Below are 18,738 nucleotides of genomic sequence, written 5' to 3' on the forward strand. Positions count from 1 at the left end.
CTAACAGATAGCCGCTTCGCTATTTCGCTTCCCATAATAATTTCTTTCCGAACCCAAGAGTGTTATCCGTAAATTTAATACGGGTCAATTTTACTGCCCATAATTCGCCTCCGATTGCCATAGCAAAAGGATACTTCTTATAGTACACCTTCTGAAGATCCGGCAATTCAGGGTCTGTTGCACGTACAAATGAACCTGAAAACTGAATTCCTTTTACCTTACCGGTGATCAGTTTATCAGGCAGTACAGAACCAGCAACTTTGTCATTTTCAAGCCCCTGCACAACATGTAACGTTTCAGGAGAGGATTTAAAAATAAGGCTGTTATATTTTTCACTGTATGCATAAAAGCATGTCGCACAATAGGGAATACCATCTGTACACGTAGCCAGTGTAAGAACCGTCTGAGATTGTAAAAAGGCAACAATCCGCTTATCAACTTCCATTGCCGGAGACAGAGTTTCAATCATTTCGTCTTTTCTACTTTAATAATATTAACAGGACAATGCTGAGCTGCACTTTTGTTACTTTCATACTCATCATCGCCCACAATAACGGTGAAAAACCCTCTCTTTTCCACGCCCTGTATCAAGGTGCATTTTCCATCCCTTCTCGAAATGCGCCACCGGTAATTTGCAGCCTCCACACAGGCATTACAGCCTATACACTTTGCCCTTTGCTGAGTAATACGGACCATCAGGCGTCAACAAGTTTATATAGTTTATCCGATGCCCTCACCTTTTCCCTCAGGGGCATGGAAAATACATCGCCTTTTTTTACCCTGCCGGTTGCCCGGTCATTTACACGAAGCTCATTTACTACTGTCTGTACTACCCCCGTGGTTGGGCCGGTGATCAGGATCTCATCACCAATATCAAGCGACTGCGATTCCATTCTGAACTCCCCTGTTCCTGCATTGTCGAAATATTTGACCCCCTTACCAAGATACACCTTCTTTTTAGTGGCTTTGGATCCGTAGGCATTACTCCATTCACCGATTTTTCGACCCAGGTAATAGCCTTCCCAGAATCCCCTGTTAAACACTGTTGCCAGACGCGCTTTCCAGTCTTCTATCTTACTATCGGTATAATCTCCTGCGTAGTATGAATCGATAGCTTCACGGTAACTTTTAATAACTGTATAAACGTAATCAGCACTCCTGCCCCGGCCTTCAATCTTCAGCACTTTCACCCCTGCATCAATGATCTTGTCAAGGAAATCTATCGTGCATAAGTCCTTGGCAGACATGATATACTCGTTGTCGATCTCAAACTCTACCCCTTGCTCCTTGTCTGTAACAATGTAACTCCTCCGGCAATTCTGAATACACGCGCCCCTGTTGGCCGATGCAAAATCAGAATGAAGGCTCATATAACATTTTCCTGACACCGCCATACACAGCGCCCCATGCCCGAAAATTTCAAGCTCAACAATTTTGCCGGATGGCCCGGTGATATTTCTCCGTTTTATTTCACGGGTTATAGCAGCAACCTGCATCAGGCTCAACTCCCTTGCCATCACCATCACATCCCCATATTCCGCAAAGAACTCGATCGTCTCTATATTCGTCACGTTCGCCTGGGTAGATATATGAACATTCACCCCTGCCTTACGGGCATAATGGATGGCAGCAAAATCCGAAGCGATAATGGCATCCACACCATATGCCTTCCCTGCATCAACAATGCTCTTCATCAGGCTGATGTCGTGATCATAAAGAATTGTATTGAGAGTCAGATAACTTTTTATGTTATGCTGCCGGCAAATAGAAGTAATCTGAGCCAGGTCATCAATTGTAAAATTGTTACTGGACCGTGCGCGCATGTTAAGCTGCTCAATTCCGAAGTACACCGAGTCAGCACCAGCTTTAATAGCAGCCATGAGCGATTCAAACGATCCTGCTGGAGCCAGCAATTCAATTTTATTATCTTGCATTTTACAACGATTTATTACTTTACAAAATTTTGCATTTTTTTCGCTATAAAATATGATCTCTGTCAAGTGTGGAGAAAGAAGTTATCCTATTTTTGCAGAGTTTTTCAAAAATTGTCAATTCTATGACATCAAATTTAAAAAATACTGAAATTAAAGAATTAGGCGACACCCTCTTGCATATAGGAGCTTTGCTATTGAGTGCAGGTGCCAGTACAGGCAGAACCAGGAATACTATCACCAGGATTTCTGATTCATTTGGATACAACACGGAGTTTGTGATCAGCAACAGAACACTTCTCCTGTCTCTAAATGATGAGAATGACGAGTATTTCTTCAACAGCCTCAAAAGGTCATCTCCGCACGGAGTAAATTTCACCCTGCTCGTAGGGATCAGCCACCTCAGCTGGCAGGCTGTGGAAGATAAGCTGAGTGTTCAGGAAATAAACGAACGCCTTTCGCGGTTGGTGGCTCTTCCCCACTACACCAGATGGATAGTGCTCACGCTGGTCGGACTTGCAGGTTCTTCATTCTGCCGGGTGAACGGAGGAGAAGCACTTGACATGCTCACTGTTTTTGTAGCGACCGTTGCAGGCCTGTTTGTCAGACAGGAGGCCGTACGCCTCAAGTTCAATAGTTATATGTGTGTATATTTCGGCGCCCTGACAGCCTCTCTTATCGCCGGGGCAGCGGTCAAGTTCGGAATGGGCTATACCCATCTTCCTGCATTTGCCACTTCCGTTCTCTTCCTCATTCCGGGAGTTCCATTGATCAATACATTTTCAGATATGATTGAGGGAAATCTTCAAAATGCAATTATCCGCGGCATGAACGGACTTATTATTTCCTTTGCAATTGGTCTGGGACTCTTAACGTCAACTTTTATTTATCAGCTTTAACAGATGGATTGGTTATTATTAGAAAAATGCATATGGTTCGGTCTTGCAGCAACAGGATTCGCTGTATTATTTAATGTTCCGGTGAAAAATCTGCCAGCTATTTATCTCATGGGAGCAGCGGGAGGATTTACGAAGGTATTTACCATGCATTTAGGCACGAACATAGTTTTCGGTTCACTATATGGGGCAACAGTAGTTGGATTCCTTAGTATTTATTTTGCACACAGACGCCACTCTCCTCCTCCTGTTCTGGCCATTCCTGCCGTCATACCCATGATCCCGGGGATCCTCGCATACAAGATGATCATTGGTCTTATAAAGCTCGCAGGAGAGGTTCAGCCCGACACCTATTCCCAAATATTATCTGAAACGGTCAATAACGGGCTGAAAGTGATGTTCATCCTGATGTGCTTAGCCGGCGGTGTTGCCATCCCTATGCTCATCACACGTAAGGAATCAGCCAAAGAACTTAAGTTCAAAAGAAAAGGATGATAAGGCGGTAAGATATCGGCTATTAGCTTTGGGCCTGCGATACAAAACACAACATTCATAAAAAGAAAATGCCGGAGCTAAACAACTCCGGCATTTCTTTTATAATTATAATCTATACTTGCTGATAGCTAAAAGCCGAAACTTATGGCCAACATTGTTCAGCTGTTATTTCGAGAACATCACCTCGTAATACTCATTAGCCATACGGCCGGATTCGAACGCAGGAACAACGTCTGCTGCTGCTTTCTTCACAATTGAAAGCCACCTGCTCTGATCCTTATAATAAGTTGGCAATACCTCTTTCTCCAGAGTATCAATCAGATTTAAGGCCTCAAGGCGGTCCTTCTCTTCAAATGAAAGCTCATCAGCAGCCGGCTGAATAAGGAAACAGTTTTCCTTATCTATTGCAAACTCGGGGATCCACCCATCCGGAATGGAAAGATTCACACATCCGTTCATAGCTGCCGTCATACCACTGGTACCCGAAGCCTCCCTGTACATCCTTGGGTTATTCAGCCAAACATCAGAACCTTTCTTCAATAATGCAGACAATTTCAATTCATAGCCTGTTACCACTGCGCAATTAGTAAGAGACCGCGTACGGTCAATGATGCTGTTAAACGTATCAATTGCACCATAATCCTGAGGATAAGGCTTCCCAGCCCATATTATCTGAACAGGATATTCAGAATTATTCACCAGCTTAAGAAAACGCTCCCAGTCGTTCATCAGCAGATCAGCTCTTTTGTATCCGGCGAAGCGCCTGGCCCAAACCACTGTCAGCACATTTTCGTCAAAGATCTTCCCGCACTGATCAGCAACAAGATCAAACAGAGCTTTTTTCATCTCTTTCTTTCTGGCTACCATGGCCGTGTCATCACCAGCTTCAAGAGCTTTCCCAAAAGCGGGATCTTCCCAGTAAGTCTTGTTCTGGGCGTTTGTAATAGAAGTAATATCGCATATTCCTGGATTACCCTTCCACATATCGCGGGAAACTTCACCATGGAGTTTCGAGACCGCATTAGCTTTCCCGGCAAACTTAAGAGCCCCGAGGGTATAATTAAATGCGTGCCCTTCCAGCCCAAGAACCGACTTCACCTCGTGCTCTGTAAGGCCGTAGAAGAAAGACATATCCTGCAGGAGGGAGTAGCCGTGCTCTTCGTTACCCGCAGCTTCCGGTGTATGCGTAGTAAACACTACCCGCTTCTTCACCTCTTCAACACTTTTAAATTTAGAGTACAGATAGAAGTTAAGAGAAATAGAATGTCCTTCATTCATATGATACAAGGTGTCGTCTCTTCCGATCAGGTCAAGCAGCTTTGCACCGCCTGTTCCCAGAAGGATAGACTGAGCAACACGTGTTGCCTCGTTTGAATCGTACAACCGATGGCTGATACCTCTCGAAACTTCATCATTTTCAGGAAGATCGGTACTCAGCAAAAACAGGGGCGCAGACTTAAAGACCTCAGGCTTCAGAAGCCATACTTTTACATGCACGGGAGAATCATGAATGGGAATAGTAAACCGGATACCGGTATCTTCCAGAAACGAATATTGTTTCTCAACAAATGCAGGTTTCATGATACCGCTGGTATCTCTCACCTGGTCATAATATCCATATTTCCAGAGTATTCCAACTCCAACAAGATTCTGTTTAAGTTCATAAGCACTTCTAAGATGTGATCCGGCAAGGAATCCGAGACCACCACTATAAATTTTTAATGCCTGGTCGATGGCAAATTCCATAGAAAAATATGAAACAGGAGTTGCATATTTCTGATCGGGCTCATAGCTAAAAATATCCTTAGTTGTAATCATAAAAGCAAAATAGCGAATTATTTAATATATTAAATTGATCGGGACGATGTTATTTATACTTATGTGAAAATTAAAAGTTTCAACGCACATCAACATTCCGCCATATTAATACATTTATATTAAAAAACAAAAGGGCAGAGACTGCCCTTTTTGTGATTTGTACCTACAAATACTGAGTTATCCTTTTAGAAATGCCTTTCTAAGCTCCTCAACCTGCTCATTGCTGATAGGCACCATAGCACCGATCGGGGCACACATAACCAAGGATTTGGCACTGAATTCTGCAACCTCCAGGTAATCAAAAGTTTGAAGCAACTTATTCCCTGTCACTATCACACAATCGTTCTTTATCAGCACTGCCGGATTATTTTTGCTTACCAGGTCCGGAATTTCAGGTCTTCCGGCAAACTGAGTACCAAAGTCTAGTGTATGAACATCCTGCAGGAATATCCAGCTTTCGGGTATCGTACGCACATTAAAGGAAGCTCCCGTTACCGAAAACGCCATTAAATAAGGCGATTGCGTAATAATGATCGAATTTATTTCCGGATGTTTCCGGTAGATCTCCTGGTGCAGATAAGTAGTGCGGCTTGGCATCTTGCCTGGTTCGCGCTCTCCATTCCTGATCTGAACAATATCTTCTGGCTTAAGATCCCACCTCGAAACATCTGTAGGTGTAATCAGAAAATCATTATCTCTCCATCTTACCGAAATAGTTCCATAAGAGCTGAACATCAGGCCCTGCGTGCAGGCACGGTGCACTATTTTACATATTTCAGATCTCTTCTCTCTTTCGTCTGAAGGATATTCTGCCACCTTCATTTCAGGAAGAGGCTCCGGCAACTGTGCCTCAAATGCATCTACATCAGAATCCTTAAGGTAGGCAGGGGTTCCCACCGCTTTTCCATAAAGGATAGTACGGGCAGAAAATTCCAGGGTCTCGAAACGCTGAAACGCATCCATCAAATCATCTCCTCCTACCACAGTTCCGTGGTTTTCCATTATCACAGCCTTATATCCCCTGGTAAACTCGCTAGCGATCTTTGCACCCAGAGCTTCACTTCCCGGCAGCTCGTATTCAGCATATCCAATAGCTCCGCATACCTGCCGGGCTTGCGATAAAATATTGGTGTCCGGAATTGTTCTGGCAATACTAAATGAAACCAATGCCGGCGGGTGGGCATGGATAATCGCTTTTATATCCGGGCGAATAGCATAAATAGCCCGGTGGAAAGGAAACTCAGAGGACGGTTTGTGTAAACCTTCTATTGTCCCATCCTTCCTGATACACACGATATCAGACGGCTGCAGTGAGCCCTTGTCTACCGCAGAAGGAGAGATCCATATATCCCCGTTAGCATCCATAACAGAGATATTTCCGCCGGATGTAGTAGTCAGGCCTCTGCGATAAATCCGGGTCATCACCAGCGCTACCTGCTCCCTGGGATGCATCAAACTGGTATTTAAAATATCATTCATTCTTCTAAATCTTAATAAAGCACAATATTACATCGCAAGTTTAATTCAGCTGTCATGTAGTGTCTTGCTCCTGCATCTGCACCTATACAAAACACCTAAAAATCAAATAATTCCGGAATGACAAAAATCACGCAGGATCATGACAATAAACCGCAAAAAATATACTATCCATTTTATATTCACGTTTAGGTAAAGAGTTTATAAGAAAATTTATAACTTGAGCTAAACTGACCATTGTGAACCATCGGAGAGCTTACCGGTATTTCGTTATAAGTATTTTGCTTATATCTGCTCCCTTTGAGATTTCTGCACAGTCCCTGCACTTTATAAATGGTAAAAAAAACAAGACTATCAGCTTCCAGTACATCAAAAATCTGATTATCATCCCACTCCAGATTAACGGAAAAGGCCCTTATAATTTTGTACTCGACACCGGCATTGGCATTACCCTGATCACAGACCCATCCCTGGCGGATTCACTGGGGTTAAAAAATCTCCGCACATTAAAGATCAGCGGCTTCGGAGAAGGAGAAGAGCTGGAAGCCGGCGTCACCCCCTCTCTGCTCTTCAATATCGGCAACAATATCCTGGGAGAGATATCGGCGGCCATTCTGAAGCACGACACTTTCAACTTGTCGGCCTATACGGGTATGCCCGTCCACGGACTGATCGGATATGAATTCTTCAGCAGCTTCATTGTCAAACTGAATTATTACACCAACACCCTTAAGCTTTATTCTCCCCGGACAACCTATGTTCCAAGGAAAGGACAAAAGATTCCGGTGTCCATTGAAGACAGGAAACCTTACCTCGTAGCCCTGGCCACATTGGCACCAGGCAATCAAAAACTGGTCAAACTGATCATCGATACGGGAGCCGGACATCCCGTTTCACTGGAATCAGATGACAGCATTCCTTTCCCGGTACCAGAACCCAACATCCGTGCAAATTTAGGAGTAGGGCTGGGTGGGGCTATAAGCGGCTATATAGCACGGATACCGGCACTGTCTCTCGGAAAATATCAGTTTAAAAATGTTGTCACGGCGTTTCCGGACTTTCAGGATGCCGCCGGAAAGTTCACGAGGATCACAAGGAATGGGAATATTGGCAACAGCATACTTCGCCGGTTTACGGTAGTTTTTGACTATGGCGGCTCGTGTATGTACATCAGGGCAAATGCACGGTTCAAAACTCCGTTCGAACACGACATGAGCGGACTTGAACTGGCATGGGGTGGAGTGGGCTATCGCAGCCTGATCATCTCCAGGGTCGAAAGAGGCTCCGCTGCAGACGAAGCAGGGCTGGAGGAAAATGACGTTATAACAGACATCAACCTTAAACCATCTGATCAGATCGGCACTGAGGAAATACACGACCTGCTTCAATCCGGCAATAACCGCAATATTATGCTTCGTATCCGGAAGGAACGGTCCGGCAAACTGCAGGTAGTCATCCTGACGCTAAAACGGCGTATTTGAAAAGCCCTTATCTCTTCAATGCGCCATCAAGATCAACTGCCACGATGAAGGGCTTCACGTAAGAATTAAAGAGAACCGCAAATTCCCGTCGGGTTACCGTCCGCTTAAGATCAAACTTCCCCGGAAGTTTCAAACCCGGCGTCCACGCCTTCTCAACCTCTTTGTTAAGCTCTTTGCCTCTGGAAGCAACACACTTTATCAGGCTTAAAACATCATCAACAGTGAGCTTCTCTTTAATATTGTCCGGGAACCAGATCTGACTGCGGAGATAATACTCCTTAACCGGAGCCATAATCTCATGTGAAGAGACAGAAGAATCAGGTCTGAACAGGAATTTACCATCCACCTTCTTTCCCTTTAAAATGCCTGTGAGCCCGATACTTTGGATCGCTGTCAGATTTGAGTCCCGGCGGTCGATATCATCAAAAGCAAGCAGGTGTGAACCAAAATTAATTAATTCACTCTGAATCGTGCGGACGTTCAGCTTTCCGGTTGTGGTCTTAAAGAAAGAACAATACGCCCCTACCGCTCCGGCCGCCTGGCCTGTGGACATAGAAGGAGGAATGATACTACCGCCGGTAACAATAAAATTCTCGGTTCCCGAAAGCAGCTCCGAAACCGGAAGGGTAGCGGGAACAAACTTCCCGGGAGGAATAAGTCCGATGCCTGTCCGGTATTTCTTTGACTGGTAAGGGATAGTGTCAACGGAACCAGCCGGCGTTTTACTTACCGGGATGAGCCTGCTAATATAGCCATCCGTTGTCGCATCAATTATCACGTCTGCCTTCAATCCACGCCGGTCAGAAAGAACGGCTTCCCATCCCTTTCCATTTTTTTTTATTGAAGTAATCGTGGCCTTAGTAACGACCTGAAGGTTTTTCACAGTGTCTGTCCAGGCCTTAAATATGGTTGCAGCGAAGGATGGAGTAAATGTCTGATTTTTGGTAACAGGATATCGCTGTGCTCCTTCTACCCTTCTGATAAAAGCAGCATAAACCCCGGAGCGCATTTCAGCTTCAGACGCAGGCAGGTCAACAGACTCAAAATTACCTTTATCAAGAAGCACAGCCTTAGCCCCCGAATGAGCAGCCTGGATAGCAGCAGCAAGTCCTGAAGGAGAGGCTCCGATAACCAGAACACCGGTTTTAATATTCTGCGCAAAGCCAGCAAAATTAAGCAGCAGCAGAGCTACTGCCGAAAAGATTGTTCTGTGTATATCTCTTATCATCATCATCAATAACGCTAATATAAATCAACAACGCCAGAATAAAGCATTTCATCCTCCAGTACAGGATGTTTAACAATTTTTAACACCTGAACCCACCGTTCCGTTCGCACAAAAAAGAAAAACCCTGTCCGGTGCAGGACAGGGTTTCATCTTTTATTTCGCGATCAGCTTTACTGAGCACTCTGACGAGCTTCTTTTTTCATCTGATCATTTGCGACGATAACAATTTCAACACGACGGTTCTGGGCACGGCCAGCCTCGGTTGTATTGTCTCCAATAGGCTCAGATTCACCTTTTCCGACAATCCTCAGACGGGAAGCACTTACTCCGTTTGCAACAGCAAAGTCCTTCACGGCCTGTGCCCTTCTTTCAGAAAGAGAGAGGTTATAAGAATCAGAACCCTTATCGTCGGTATGCCCGATCACCATGATATCAGTCTGCGGATTGTTCTTCATGGAAGCGGCAAGGTTCGCGATATTCGTTTTTGCGGCATCCTTCAGATTTGACTTGTCAAAATCAAACAATAAACCCGAATCAAACTTCACGATAAGCCCTTCCTCTGCATCGATCACTTCAGCACCTGGAACCGTATTCTTGATTTCCTGGGCCTGACGGTCCATTTTCCGGCCGATGAAAGCTCCGGCGGTACCACCAATTGCACCACCTAATATCGCACCAACAGCGGTATTACCCGCTTTCTTACCAATCAGGGCTCCGATTGTACCTCCGGCAGCAGAACCAATAACTGCTCCTTTCTGGGTCTTTGTCATTTGGCTACAACCAGTAGCAAGAAATGTTGCACTAGCAAAAGCAACACAATAGGTCGCTATCTTAATTTTAGTAAATTTCATATTGTATGTGTTATGTTAAGTTGAAAAATCAAATTCAGTGCCATTTGTTTAAACAGGACAAATCCTGCTTTAATCCAATTTACTGTAAATTTATATGTAAATATATTTTCTGCAAAAGTAAAAATACTGACTTATTTTAAGTACACCCCCGGCTTATTCTGAGTAAGCAATTTGTAAACTTTAACAAAAAAAGTCAGGATGTTGTTTATTAAACCGCGACAAACGTGTGTACCACTCTTTAAAACCTATCTTTGCATAACATAAAAAATAAAAGATGTTCGTCTCTTCGCAACTGCTCAGCGGTTTACTTCATTTGATTCTGATCGTTCCGTTCATATTCTTATCAAGACGCAAATGGACGAAAGAAGACCGTCGCATGATGGCAGTTTTCTTCATCCTGTTCCTTCTGTGGACAGTACTGACTACCGGATTCACCAACGTTCGCTTATTTGAAGGCCAGCTTTGGAACTGGACGGGTAAAGTGATGGGCTTATTAATGTCCTTCTTTTTTATTTACAGGGCCAGGGTTTTGAACAGCCGCGAAACAGGCATGAGGATAACGATAAACGAAGGCTCTTTCCTGCCTGTTCTGGTCTTATTCCTTACAGGGTTATTAGTCCGCGCCGCAATCCTTTTTATTTTGCAAAACCCCTCTCCTGTTTTTAACACGGAAACCGTTCTGTTTCAGAGTACAGCCAATGCAATCGGTGATGAGATTTTTTTCAGAGGTATACTTCTTGGGCTTCTCAGCAAACTCTACCCCGCTGGCGAGGACTTATTCGGGTTCAAGTTAAGCTGGAGTATCCTGATTACCGCCCTGCTGTTCGGGTTAACACAGGGGCTGATCTTCCAGAATGGCTTTCATCTTCAGATCAACCTGATGAGTATTCTGATGGGATTCTTGTGTGGTTTGATTGCAGGTATGCTGAAGGAACGCTCAGGCAATATCATCCCTGCAATCCTGTTTCATGCACTGTGGTTTCTGGCAACCAACCACTAGCCCATCATAAAGAAGGGGTCTTTCCGCCGTCTACAGGAATATTGATACCGTTAATATAGTCAGCTGCTGGAGAAGCAAGAAATGCAATTGCTGCTGCCACGTCTTCTGCTGTGCCAATCCTGCCCGCCGGAATTTCACGGATCATCTCTTCCTTCACAGATTCCTCGCTTTTCCCTTCCTTCTCTGCCCTGCTTCGGATTAGCGATTCCAGCCTGCCGGTCATAGCCGCAGACGGTAAGACATTATTTACAGTAATTCCAAAAGGCCCAAGCTCAAAAGATAAGGTCTTCGCCCAATTAGCAACAGCACCTCTTATGGTGTTACTAACTCCCAGACCTTTAAGCGGAGTTTTAACGGATGTAGAAATAACATTAATGATTCTTCCCCAGCCTGCCGCCTTCATCCCAGGCGATATCGCCTGGGCGAGGATCTGATTGCAGATAAGATGACTTGTAAAAGCCTGCAAAAATTCGTCGGGGCCGGCTTCAATTGCTGGTCCCCCCTTCGGCCCTCCCGTATTATTCACCAAAATATCCACAGAGAAATCTTTAAGGAAACGTTCGAGCCCTGATTTTAACTGTTCAGGCTCCGCAAAGTCAGCTACGATATAATTATGCGTTTCCGTATCATCCACAGGAAGCTGACTGATGACGTTCTTCAGTTTCTCCTCATTTCTCGCTACCAATGTAATGCTCGCTCCCATGGAGGCCAGCTCAAAAGCGCATGCACGACCGATCCCCTGCGTGCTTCCGCAAACCAATGCCCTCTTTCCTGTAAGATCCGTGTTCATTGTCCCTGGGTTTTATTGCATAACAGAAAAGTACTCCTCAAGTTCTTCTTTTGTGTTACTATCCGTTTGTATATCCTTTATGATCTTGCCTTTCTCCATCAGCAATATCCTCCCGCATATGTCAGTAACATGATTTAAATCATGGCTCGATACAATGGTGGTCGTCCCGGCTTCATGGTTAATCTGCCTGAGCATATTCTTCAAACGGATCTGGGTACTCGGATCTATATTGGCAAAGGGCTCGTCAAGCATGAGCACTTCGGGCCTCTGAAGCAAACAGGATACTACTCCTACCTTACATTGATTCCCTTTCGAAAGATCACGGATATACTTGTTCTTTTTAAGGATCTCCCCATTAAAGAAGTCGCTGTACGCCTCCAATTCAGAATCGGTATGCGCCCTGCTCAGACCCGTTAAACCAGCAATGAAGTAAAAGTACTCTTCAGGTGTAAAATAGTCAATCAGAAAACCCTCATCAAGATAGGAAGCCGTATAATCTTTCCAGCGCTCTGTCTGACCAACATGTTCCCCTTTTGACAATACTTCGCCGGCATCGGAACGGATCAGGTCAAGTATCATCCTGAAAAGGGTAGTTTTCCCCGCACCGTTATTTCCAACAAGCCCGATTGTTTCTCCTTTACTGATGGTCAGTTCCGGAATATTAACAACAGTAACTCCGTTATAAACCTTCTTTAAATTCTTTATTTCTATCATACCCTGGTATTCTATTCTTATCTGTCTTATTCAATTACAGTTCGTTACAGGCAAACCGTCCCCGGTCACTCTAAACCCATCCGGGATGTAAAGTCCCCGGACTACTGATGCCTGAAGCCCTCCGCAATCTGATACCGCTGTTTCTTGAAATTTTCGGTCAACTTACCTACCCAGAACTGACGGGTTACCACAAACAACAAACCGGTAAAACCGATCAGCAATATGGAAGCTTCGGGATATCCCAGGTATTTAAGCGGAACAAAAATAACATAAGGCAGGACCAGAAGAGGAAGAGTAAGCAACCACTGTGAAGCTCCCACGCCTTCCCAGTTAAAGGTACCCCCTTTTGAGAGATCGATCCTTCTGTAATTCCTGTTAGCAAAATAAAGTACCAGCAAGGTATTGACACCGAGGTTCCAGAGAAACATACAAGTTTGTACGAGCAGCACCTGCCAGCCAAAATAAACATACGGGATAGTCAGGATAAACGTAACGCCCGAAAACAGAGTGAATAAAACAAACTTAGATTTAATGAAATCTTCTGCGCTTATCCTGTGAGCAAGAATACCATCAAAATGGCTGGACTGCCAGCCAAACATAAACTGACCGTAGTTAATGATAAATATTCCCGTCATAAACATAGCAGCGAAGATCTTCCATCCGATTCCGCTGTAAACGGGGTTCGTATAAAATAACAGCCCGTAAAACATCATAAATCCGCAAATGGTAAGAGAGGTCCTCGACCTCTTGTTCCTCAGTATCAATTTGATTTCCGCTATGGCAAGCTCACCGGGCATTCCCATCCGGGATAGAAAAGGAATCTCTGTTGAGCTCTTGACGGTATGAGTATTTGATTGCAATTCGTCCAGATAAAGATTGTTTCTTAGAAACCGGTAGTTCACCAGGAACATACATGCTGCAATGAGTATAGGAACTACCATGTATCCCGGATTGACCATCAGGCTGTCGAACACCTGCGTTGAAAAAGCTCCGATTGAAATAATATGCCAGTTAAAATCCAAAAGCCCTGCCGAGGTAAGGATCAGGAGGAACCCCAGCAAATACCAGCCGTTCAGATTCATCTTCCTTTTGAACCATACACTGAAAAAATGATTAAAGGCTATGAGCCCCGTGATTGCAACCAGATAAGCAGTGAACACCGTACCGCCCTTCGCCATCAATACCACCTTAATTAAGAAAGGGACTGAGAGGAGATACGGGGTAAAATTAAAACCCGACCAGAGAGAAGTGATACATAAATAATTAACAATCTGATTCTTACTGACCGGCAAATGGAGATAGGGCCTTACGCTTAGTGTAGGTAACTCCTGCAACTGGAATCGCGCCAGTAAATCGAACAAGAAATAATAAATAAGAAAACTGTTGAAAGTACTTATAACATCGGCTGAAGGATAAGCAGCTTTAAAGATCTTATCAAGGAAGAATGCCAGCACCAGCATGTTTAAAAAAAAGTATAATAAAAGAATGCCCAAAATCACACGTACCGCTATACCTTTTCCTTTATTTTTTGATCTCCAAAAAGATTTCCACTGATGCTGTAAGAATAACGAGGTCATAATAAAGTGAAGGTAAGAAATTTTCAGGGAGAAGATCAGTACTTATATTTATTCTTCCATAGCGACTTCAGACGCTCTTTTAATTTCTGTTCAGCAGCATTATTCCCCGGCTCATATAAGGTAGTTCCGCTCAGGGCAGCCGGAAAATACTCCTGCTCCTCAAAATTACCTTGATAAGCGTGCGAATACTTGTAATCCGTACCATAGCCTATATTCTTCATAAGTTTCGTAGGCGCATTCCGTATATGCAGCGGCACCGGCAGATCACCTGTCCTGGCAACCAGCTGTTCTGCCCTGTTAATAGCTTCATAACTCGCATTGCTCTTTGCCGAAGACGCCAGATACGTAACCGTTTGAGATAAGATGATCCGGGATTCCGGCCAGCCGATCACATTAACAGCCTGAAAACAGTTATTTGCAAGCAATAAAGCATTAGGATTAGCATTACCGATGTCCTCTGACGCAAGGATCAGAAGCCTGCGTGCTATAAAAAGCGGGTCTTCACCTCCTGCGATCATTCTGGCCAGCCAGTAGACCGCAGCGTTCGGATCACTTCCCCGGATGGATTTTATAAAAGCAGAAATAATGTCGTAGTGCTGCTCCCCGGCCTTATCATAGAGAGCCATATTCTGCTGCACATTATCGAGCACGAACTTATTGGTTATTTCAAGTTCGTTCGTACCTCCCGCATTGATCACCAGCTCCAGAACATTGAGCAGCCTTCGGGCATCCCCTCCCGAAAGACGTAACAAAGCTTCGTACTCCTTTATATCCACCTTTTTAGCAGAAAGATATTTATCTTCCTTTAATGCCCTGTTGATGAGTTCGGTCAGATCATCCTCGCTGAGATGCTTCAGAATATAGACCTGGCACCTTGAGAGCAAAGCTGAAATTACCTCAAAAGACGGATTCTCTGTCGTTGCACCAATCAACGTGACGAGTCCCCGCTCAACAGCCCCGAGCAGAGAGTCCTGCTGCGACTTCGAAAACCGGTGGATCTCATCAATAAAAAGTACCGGCAGGTTCTCTCCTATATTTTTGTAGGCAGCCGCCTTCTCTATTACCTCTCTTACATCTTTAACCCCCGAATTGATAGCGCTGAGGCTAAAGAATGGTCTGTTTAGCTGCCGGGAAATAATATAAGCAAGGGTGGTTTTCCCAACCCCGGGAGGCCCCCACAGAATCATTGAAGGCAAATTGCCGCTCTCAATCGCTTTACGTAACACAGCACCAGATCCCACCAGGTGCTTTTGCCCTGAATATTCATCGAGAGACGACGGTCTCATCCTTTCAGCCAGCGGTGGTAGAGTTGCCAATTATCCTTTCTTAACTTCCTTCGCCCAGGTATCTTTCAAGGTAACAGTCCTGTTAAAGACAAGTTGTCCCGGAGCAGACTCCTTATCAAGAGTAAAATACCCTTTTCTGATAAACTGGTATCCCTTTCCAGGAACCGCGGATGCCAGATCAGGCTCGATATAGGCAGACGGAATCACCTGAAGGCTCTCCGGATTAACGTACTCCCTGAAATCACGTCCTTCTGCTCCCGGATCTTCCACTTTAAAGAGACGGTCATATAAGCGAACCTCCACCTGAGCAGCATGACGGGTACTCACCCAATGAATCGTTCCTTTTACCTTGATCGCAGATGTGTCATTTCCCGATTTTGATTCCGGAATATATGAGCAATGCACTTCGGTAATATCTCCCTGCTCATTCTTCACAAAATCATCGCATTTGATAATGTATGCATGCTTAAGTCTGACCATTAAACCCGGACCGAGCCGGAAATATTTCTTTGTAGGATTCTCCATGAAGTCTTCACGTTCAATCCATAATTCCCTGCTGAAAGGGATCTCCCTGCTGCCTTCTCCATCTTCTGCCTCAGGATTATTTTCCCCTACGAATATCTCTTCCTGATCTTCAGGGTAGTTAGTGATCACCAGCTTCAGCGGATCAAGGACAGCCATACGGCGCCATGCAGTTTTATTAAGATCTTCTCTGACACAAAACTCCAGAAGACTAACATCTATGATGTTTTCTCTCTTAGCCACTCCAATGCGGTCACAAAAATCACGGATTGAAGCAGATGTATACCCCCGTCTCCTGAGAGCGCTTATTGTGGGCATCCGGGGATCGTCCCATCCGTTAACAAAACCCTCATTGACGAGTTGTAACAGGCGACGTTTACTCATTACTGTATACGTCATGTTCAGCCGCGCAAATTCGTACTGTCTTGAAGGAAATATTTCAAGTTCTTCGATAAACCAGTCGTATAAAGCCCTGTGCGGAATAAATTCAAGTGTACAAACAGAGTGAGTGATCTTTTCGATCGAGTCTGATTGCCCATGAGCAAAGTCATACATCGGATAAATGCACCACGCATCGCCCGTACGATGGTGATGGGCATGCCGGATACGGTACATGATCGGATCTCTCATATGCATGTTTGGAGATGCCAGATCAATCTTAGCCCGGAGCACTTTTTCCCCATCCTGGTATTTACCATCCCGCATTTCAGCAAATAAGAGCAAATTTTCTTCAACTGAACGGTCTCTCCAGGGAGAAGGCGTTCCCGGCTCTGTCGGCGTCCCTTTTTGCTCAGCTATCTGGTCAGGGGTACTGTCGTCCACATACGCTTTCCCTTTCCTGATCAGCATTACAGCAAAATCATACAGCTGACTAAAGTAATCGGACGCATACAATTCATTCTGCCACTCAAATCCAAGCCATTTAACATCCTCTTTGATACTTTCCACATATTCAGTCTCTTCCTTCTCCGGATTTGTATCATCAAAACGAAGATTGGTTTGACCGTTATATTTTTGAGCCAGTCCAAAATTTAAACAAATAGATTTTGCATGGCCTATGTGCAGGTAACCATTAGGTTCAGGAGGGAAACGGGTATGGACGCGACCGTCATTTTTCCCGTTCCTAATATCTTCTTCTATTATTTCTTCTAAAAAATTAAGTGATCGTTCTTCGCTCATATACAGATTAAAAGGCTACAAAAGTACTAAACATTCGGGGAAAAGCAGTCACTTTCGTCGGCTCAAATTGGTACTTTTGCTTACTAAATACAAAAACATGAACCAACCTTCGCTTTCCGGATTTAATCTTCTTACTAAGCCTGGAGGAGCGGTTTGCAACCTCGATTGCTCATATTGCTATTATCTGGAGAAGGAAAAACTTTACGGCAATACCCGAAATTTCCAAATGAGTGACGAAACACTCGAAGTATTCACCCGCAAGTATATTCATGAACAGCCAGGGCCTGAAGTTACTTTTGTATGGCAGGGGGGAGAACCGACGCTTGCCGGTATTGATTTTTTCCGAAAAGCCTTATCCCTGCAAAAGAAATACGGCAGTGGCAAAGTAATTCATAACTCGTTCCAAACGAACGGGGTGCTGCTGACCGGCGAATGGTGCAGCTTCTTCAAAGACAATAACTTCCTTATCGGCATTTCCATCGACGGACCTGAGGAAATCCACGATGCATACAGGATCAATAAGGGAGGGACAGGAACCTTTGCAAAAGTTTTACAGGCAATAGCCCTGCTGCAAAAACACGGCGTCGAATTCAACACTCTGACAGTCGTCAATAATCTTAATGCAAAAAGACCGCTCGAAGTCTATAATTTCCTGAAACAGATTGGCAGCCGGTATATACAGTTTATTCCCGTCGTAGAACGGATATCAGTAAACTGCTCATCAACTGATCTTGCGCTGGTATTGCCCGAAACAAAGCAGGAAGCAGTGCTTACGCCGTGGTCGGTACCCGCACTGGAGTTTGGAAAATTCCTGATCGCTGTTTTCAATGAATGGGTAAAAAATGACGTTGGCAAATATTTTATACAAACCTTTGACGCTGCACTGGCCAACGAAGCGGGCATTCCGGCCGGTGTTTGCGTCTTTAATGAGCGTTGCGGAAATGCGCTTGCAATTGAGCATAACGGCGACATCTATTCATGTGACCACTTTGTTTACCCGGAATACAAAATAGGCAATATTCACTCCGGCAGCCTGAAAAAGACCATCCTTCAACCGCAGCAACAGAAATTTGGAAATGATAAGTACGATCGCCTTCCCGAAGTCTGCAAGAGATGCGACGTCTATCATTACTGCCGTGGCGAATGTCCGAAAAACCGCTTCATGCGCACCTCCACCGGTGAAGATGGATTAAACTATCTTTGTGAGGGCTACAAGATGTTCTTCAGACATGCCCGGCCATATGTCGAATTTATGGCTGGCGAGCTCCGCAACAACCGGCCCCCGGCCAATGTCATGTATCACAGGATCAATCAGTCCGCAGGTAATAGAACTGCGTCTCAATGAGAAAATTATTAAACAGTTATCAGTTAAAAATTATTGTATCCTTTTAGGGGATTAATGAGTAAAAATAAATCTGAAACAATTTAAAGGCCAAAGGAACTTTATGGAAAAAAGGTTTTTTCTTTACAGAAATTGTAGAAAAAATTTCCCAA

At 44.4% G+C, this 18,738-nt stretch carries 17 protein-coding genes; 5 read left to right on the top strand and 12 right to left on the bottom strand.

Annotated elements, in window-relative coordinates; genetic code table 11:
• Positions 1 to 19: 19 nt before the first annotated feature.
• Genes DDR33_RS01135 through DDR33_RS01145 form a run of 3 tightly spaced genes read right to left on the bottom strand, consistent with a single transcriptional unit; the run spans position 20 to position 1,934 of the window.
• Entirely contained in the window at positions 20 to 469 is a 450-nt protein-coding gene (locus DDR33_RS01135; RefSeq protein WP_109413919.1) for a pyridoxamine 5'-phosphate oxidase family protein, read from the bottom strand.
• Positions 466 to 696, bottom strand: a complete 231-nt coding sequence (locus DDR33_RS01140) for a ferredoxin (RefSeq protein ID WP_109413920.1) — start codon at positions 694 to 696, stop codon at positions 466 to 468. Before DDR33_RS01140 ends, DDR33_RS01135 begins: the two co-directional genes overlap by 4 nt.
• Positions 696 to 1,934 (bottom strand): peptidase U32 family protein, encoded by a 1,239-nt coding sequence (locus tag DDR33_RS01145; protein WP_109413921.1) that lies wholly within the window; start codon positions 1,932 to 1,934, stop codon positions 696 to 698. The genes DDR33_RS01140 and DDR33_RS01145 overlap by 1 nt, the downstream gene beginning before the upstream one ends.
• Positions 1,935 to 2,056: 122 nt before the next feature.
• Between DDR33_RS01145 and DDR33_RS01150 the strand changes: the two genes are divergently transcribed.
• Both DDR33_RS01150 and DDR33_RS01155 read left to right on the top strand, forming a co-directional pair.
• Positions 2,057 to 2,830 (top strand): threonine/serine exporter family protein, encoded by a 774-nt coding sequence (locus tag DDR33_RS01150; protein WP_109413922.1) that lies wholly within the window; start codon positions 2,057 to 2,059, stop codon positions 2,828 to 2,830.
• Between the two features lie 3 nt (positions 2,831 to 2,833).
• Positions 2,834 to 3,322: a threonine/serine exporter family protein gene (locus DDR33_RS01155; RefSeq protein WP_109413923.1), complete on the top strand. Its 489-nt coding sequence runs from the start codon at positions 2,834 to 2,836 to the stop codon at positions 3,320 to 3,322.
• A gap of 165 nt (positions 3,323 to 3,487) precedes the next feature.
• Here the strand turns inward: DDR33_RS01155 and glgP are convergent, their stop codons facing one another.
• Both glgP and DDR33_RS01165 read right to left on the bottom strand, forming a co-directional pair.
• The gene (gene glgP, locus DDR33_RS01160) at positions 3,488 to 5,140 is read right to left on the bottom strand and encodes an alpha-glucan family phosphorylase (RefSeq protein WP_109413924.1); all 1,653 of its coding nucleotides are present in this window, start codon (positions 5,138 to 5,140) and stop codon (positions 3,488 to 3,490) included.
• A gap of 177 nt (positions 5,141 to 5,317) precedes the next feature.
• Positions 5,318 to 6,619: a class II aldolase/adducin family protein gene (locus DDR33_RS01165; RefSeq protein ID WP_109413925.1), complete on the bottom strand. Its 1,302-nt coding sequence runs from the start codon at positions 6,617 to 6,619 to the stop codon at positions 5,318 to 5,320.
• 236 nt (positions 6,620 to 6,855) lie between these two features.
• Here DDR33_RS01165 and DDR33_RS01170 point away from each other — a divergent pair, with 236 nt between their 5' ends.
• Complete coding sequence (locus tag DDR33_RS01170) at positions 6,856 to 8,097, top strand: aspartyl protease family protein (RefSeq protein WP_109413926.1); 1,242 nt, start codon at positions 6,856 to 6,858, stop codon at positions 8,095 to 8,097.
• A gap of 7 nt (positions 8,098 to 8,104) precedes the next feature.
• On the opposite strand, the gene DDR33_RS01175 is transcribed toward DDR33_RS01170, so the two are convergent.
• On the bottom strand, positions 8,105 to 9,331 hold the full coding sequence (locus DDR33_RS01175) for an FAD-dependent oxidoreductase (RefSeq protein WP_109413927.1): 1,227 nt from the start codon (positions 9,329 to 9,331) through the stop codon (positions 8,105 to 8,107).
• Between the two features lie 164 nt (positions 9,332 to 9,495).
• Positions 9,496 to 10,176 (bottom strand): OmpA family protein, encoded by a 681-nt coding sequence (locus DDR33_RS01180; RefSeq protein ID WP_109413928.1) that lies wholly within the window; start codon positions 10,174 to 10,176, stop codon positions 9,496 to 9,498.
• Positions 10,177 to 10,450: 274 nt separating this feature from the next.
• Here DDR33_RS01180 and DDR33_RS01185 point away from each other — a divergent pair, with 274 nt between their 5' ends.
• Positions 10,451 to 11,176, top strand: a complete 726-nt coding sequence (locus DDR33_RS01185) for a CPBP family intramembrane glutamic endopeptidase (RefSeq protein ID WP_109413929.1) — start codon at positions 10,451 to 10,453, stop codon at positions 11,174 to 11,176.
• 4 nt (positions 11,177 to 11,180) lie between these two features.
• On the opposite strand, the gene DDR33_RS01190 is transcribed toward DDR33_RS01185, so the two are convergent.
• The 5 genes from DDR33_RS01190 to DDR33_RS01210 all read right to left on the bottom strand — a co-directional run bounded on the left by DDR33_RS01190 (position 11,181) and on the right by DDR33_RS01210 (position 17,244).
• Positions 11,181 to 11,966, bottom strand: coding sequence for an SDR family oxidoreductase (locus tag DDR33_RS01190; protein ID WP_109413930.1), 786 nt, complete (start codon positions 11,964 to 11,966; stop codon positions 11,181 to 11,183).
• Between the two features lie 12 nt (positions 11,967 to 11,978).
• On the bottom strand, positions 11,979 to 12,680 hold the full coding sequence (locus DDR33_RS01195; RefSeq protein ID WP_109413931.1) for an ABC transporter ATP-binding protein: 702 nt from the start codon (positions 12,678 to 12,680) through the stop codon (positions 11,979 to 11,981).
• 101 nt (positions 12,681 to 12,781) lie between these two features.
• The gene (locus tag DDR33_RS01200; RefSeq protein ID WP_109413932.1) at positions 12,782 to 14,257 is read right to left on the bottom strand and encodes a DUF5687 family protein; all 1,476 of its coding nucleotides are present in this window, start codon (positions 14,255 to 14,257) and stop codon (positions 12,782 to 12,784) included.
• Positions 14,258 to 14,292: 35 nt separating this feature from the next.
• A complete protein-coding gene (locus tag DDR33_RS01205) occupies positions 14,293 to 15,573 on the bottom strand; it encodes a replication-associated recombination protein A (protein ID WP_109413933.1) in 1,281 nt (426 codons plus the stop codon).
• Positions 15,574 to 17,244 (bottom strand): glutamine--tRNA ligase/YqeY domain fusion protein, encoded by a 1,671-nt coding sequence (locus tag DDR33_RS01210; RefSeq protein WP_109413934.1) that lies wholly within the window; start codon positions 17,242 to 17,244, stop codon positions 15,574 to 15,576.
• Positions 17,245 to 17,341: 97 nt separating this feature from the next.
• On the opposite strand from DDR33_RS01210, the gene DDR33_RS01215 reads away from it, so the two are divergent.
• Complete coding sequence (locus DDR33_RS01215) at positions 17,342 to 18,589, top strand: anaerobic sulfatase-maturation protein (protein ID WP_109413935.1); 1,248 nt, start codon at positions 17,342 to 17,344, stop codon at positions 18,587 to 18,589.
• The last annotated feature ends 149 nt before the right edge of the window (positions 18,590 to 18,738 follow it).

This window comes from Pararcticibacter amylolyticus, from assembly GCF_003130405.1.
In the GTDB taxonomy this organism is placed as follows: domain Bacteria; phylum Bacteroidota; class Bacteroidia; order Sphingobacteriales; family Sphingobacteriaceae; genus Arcticibacter; species Arcticibacter amylolyticus.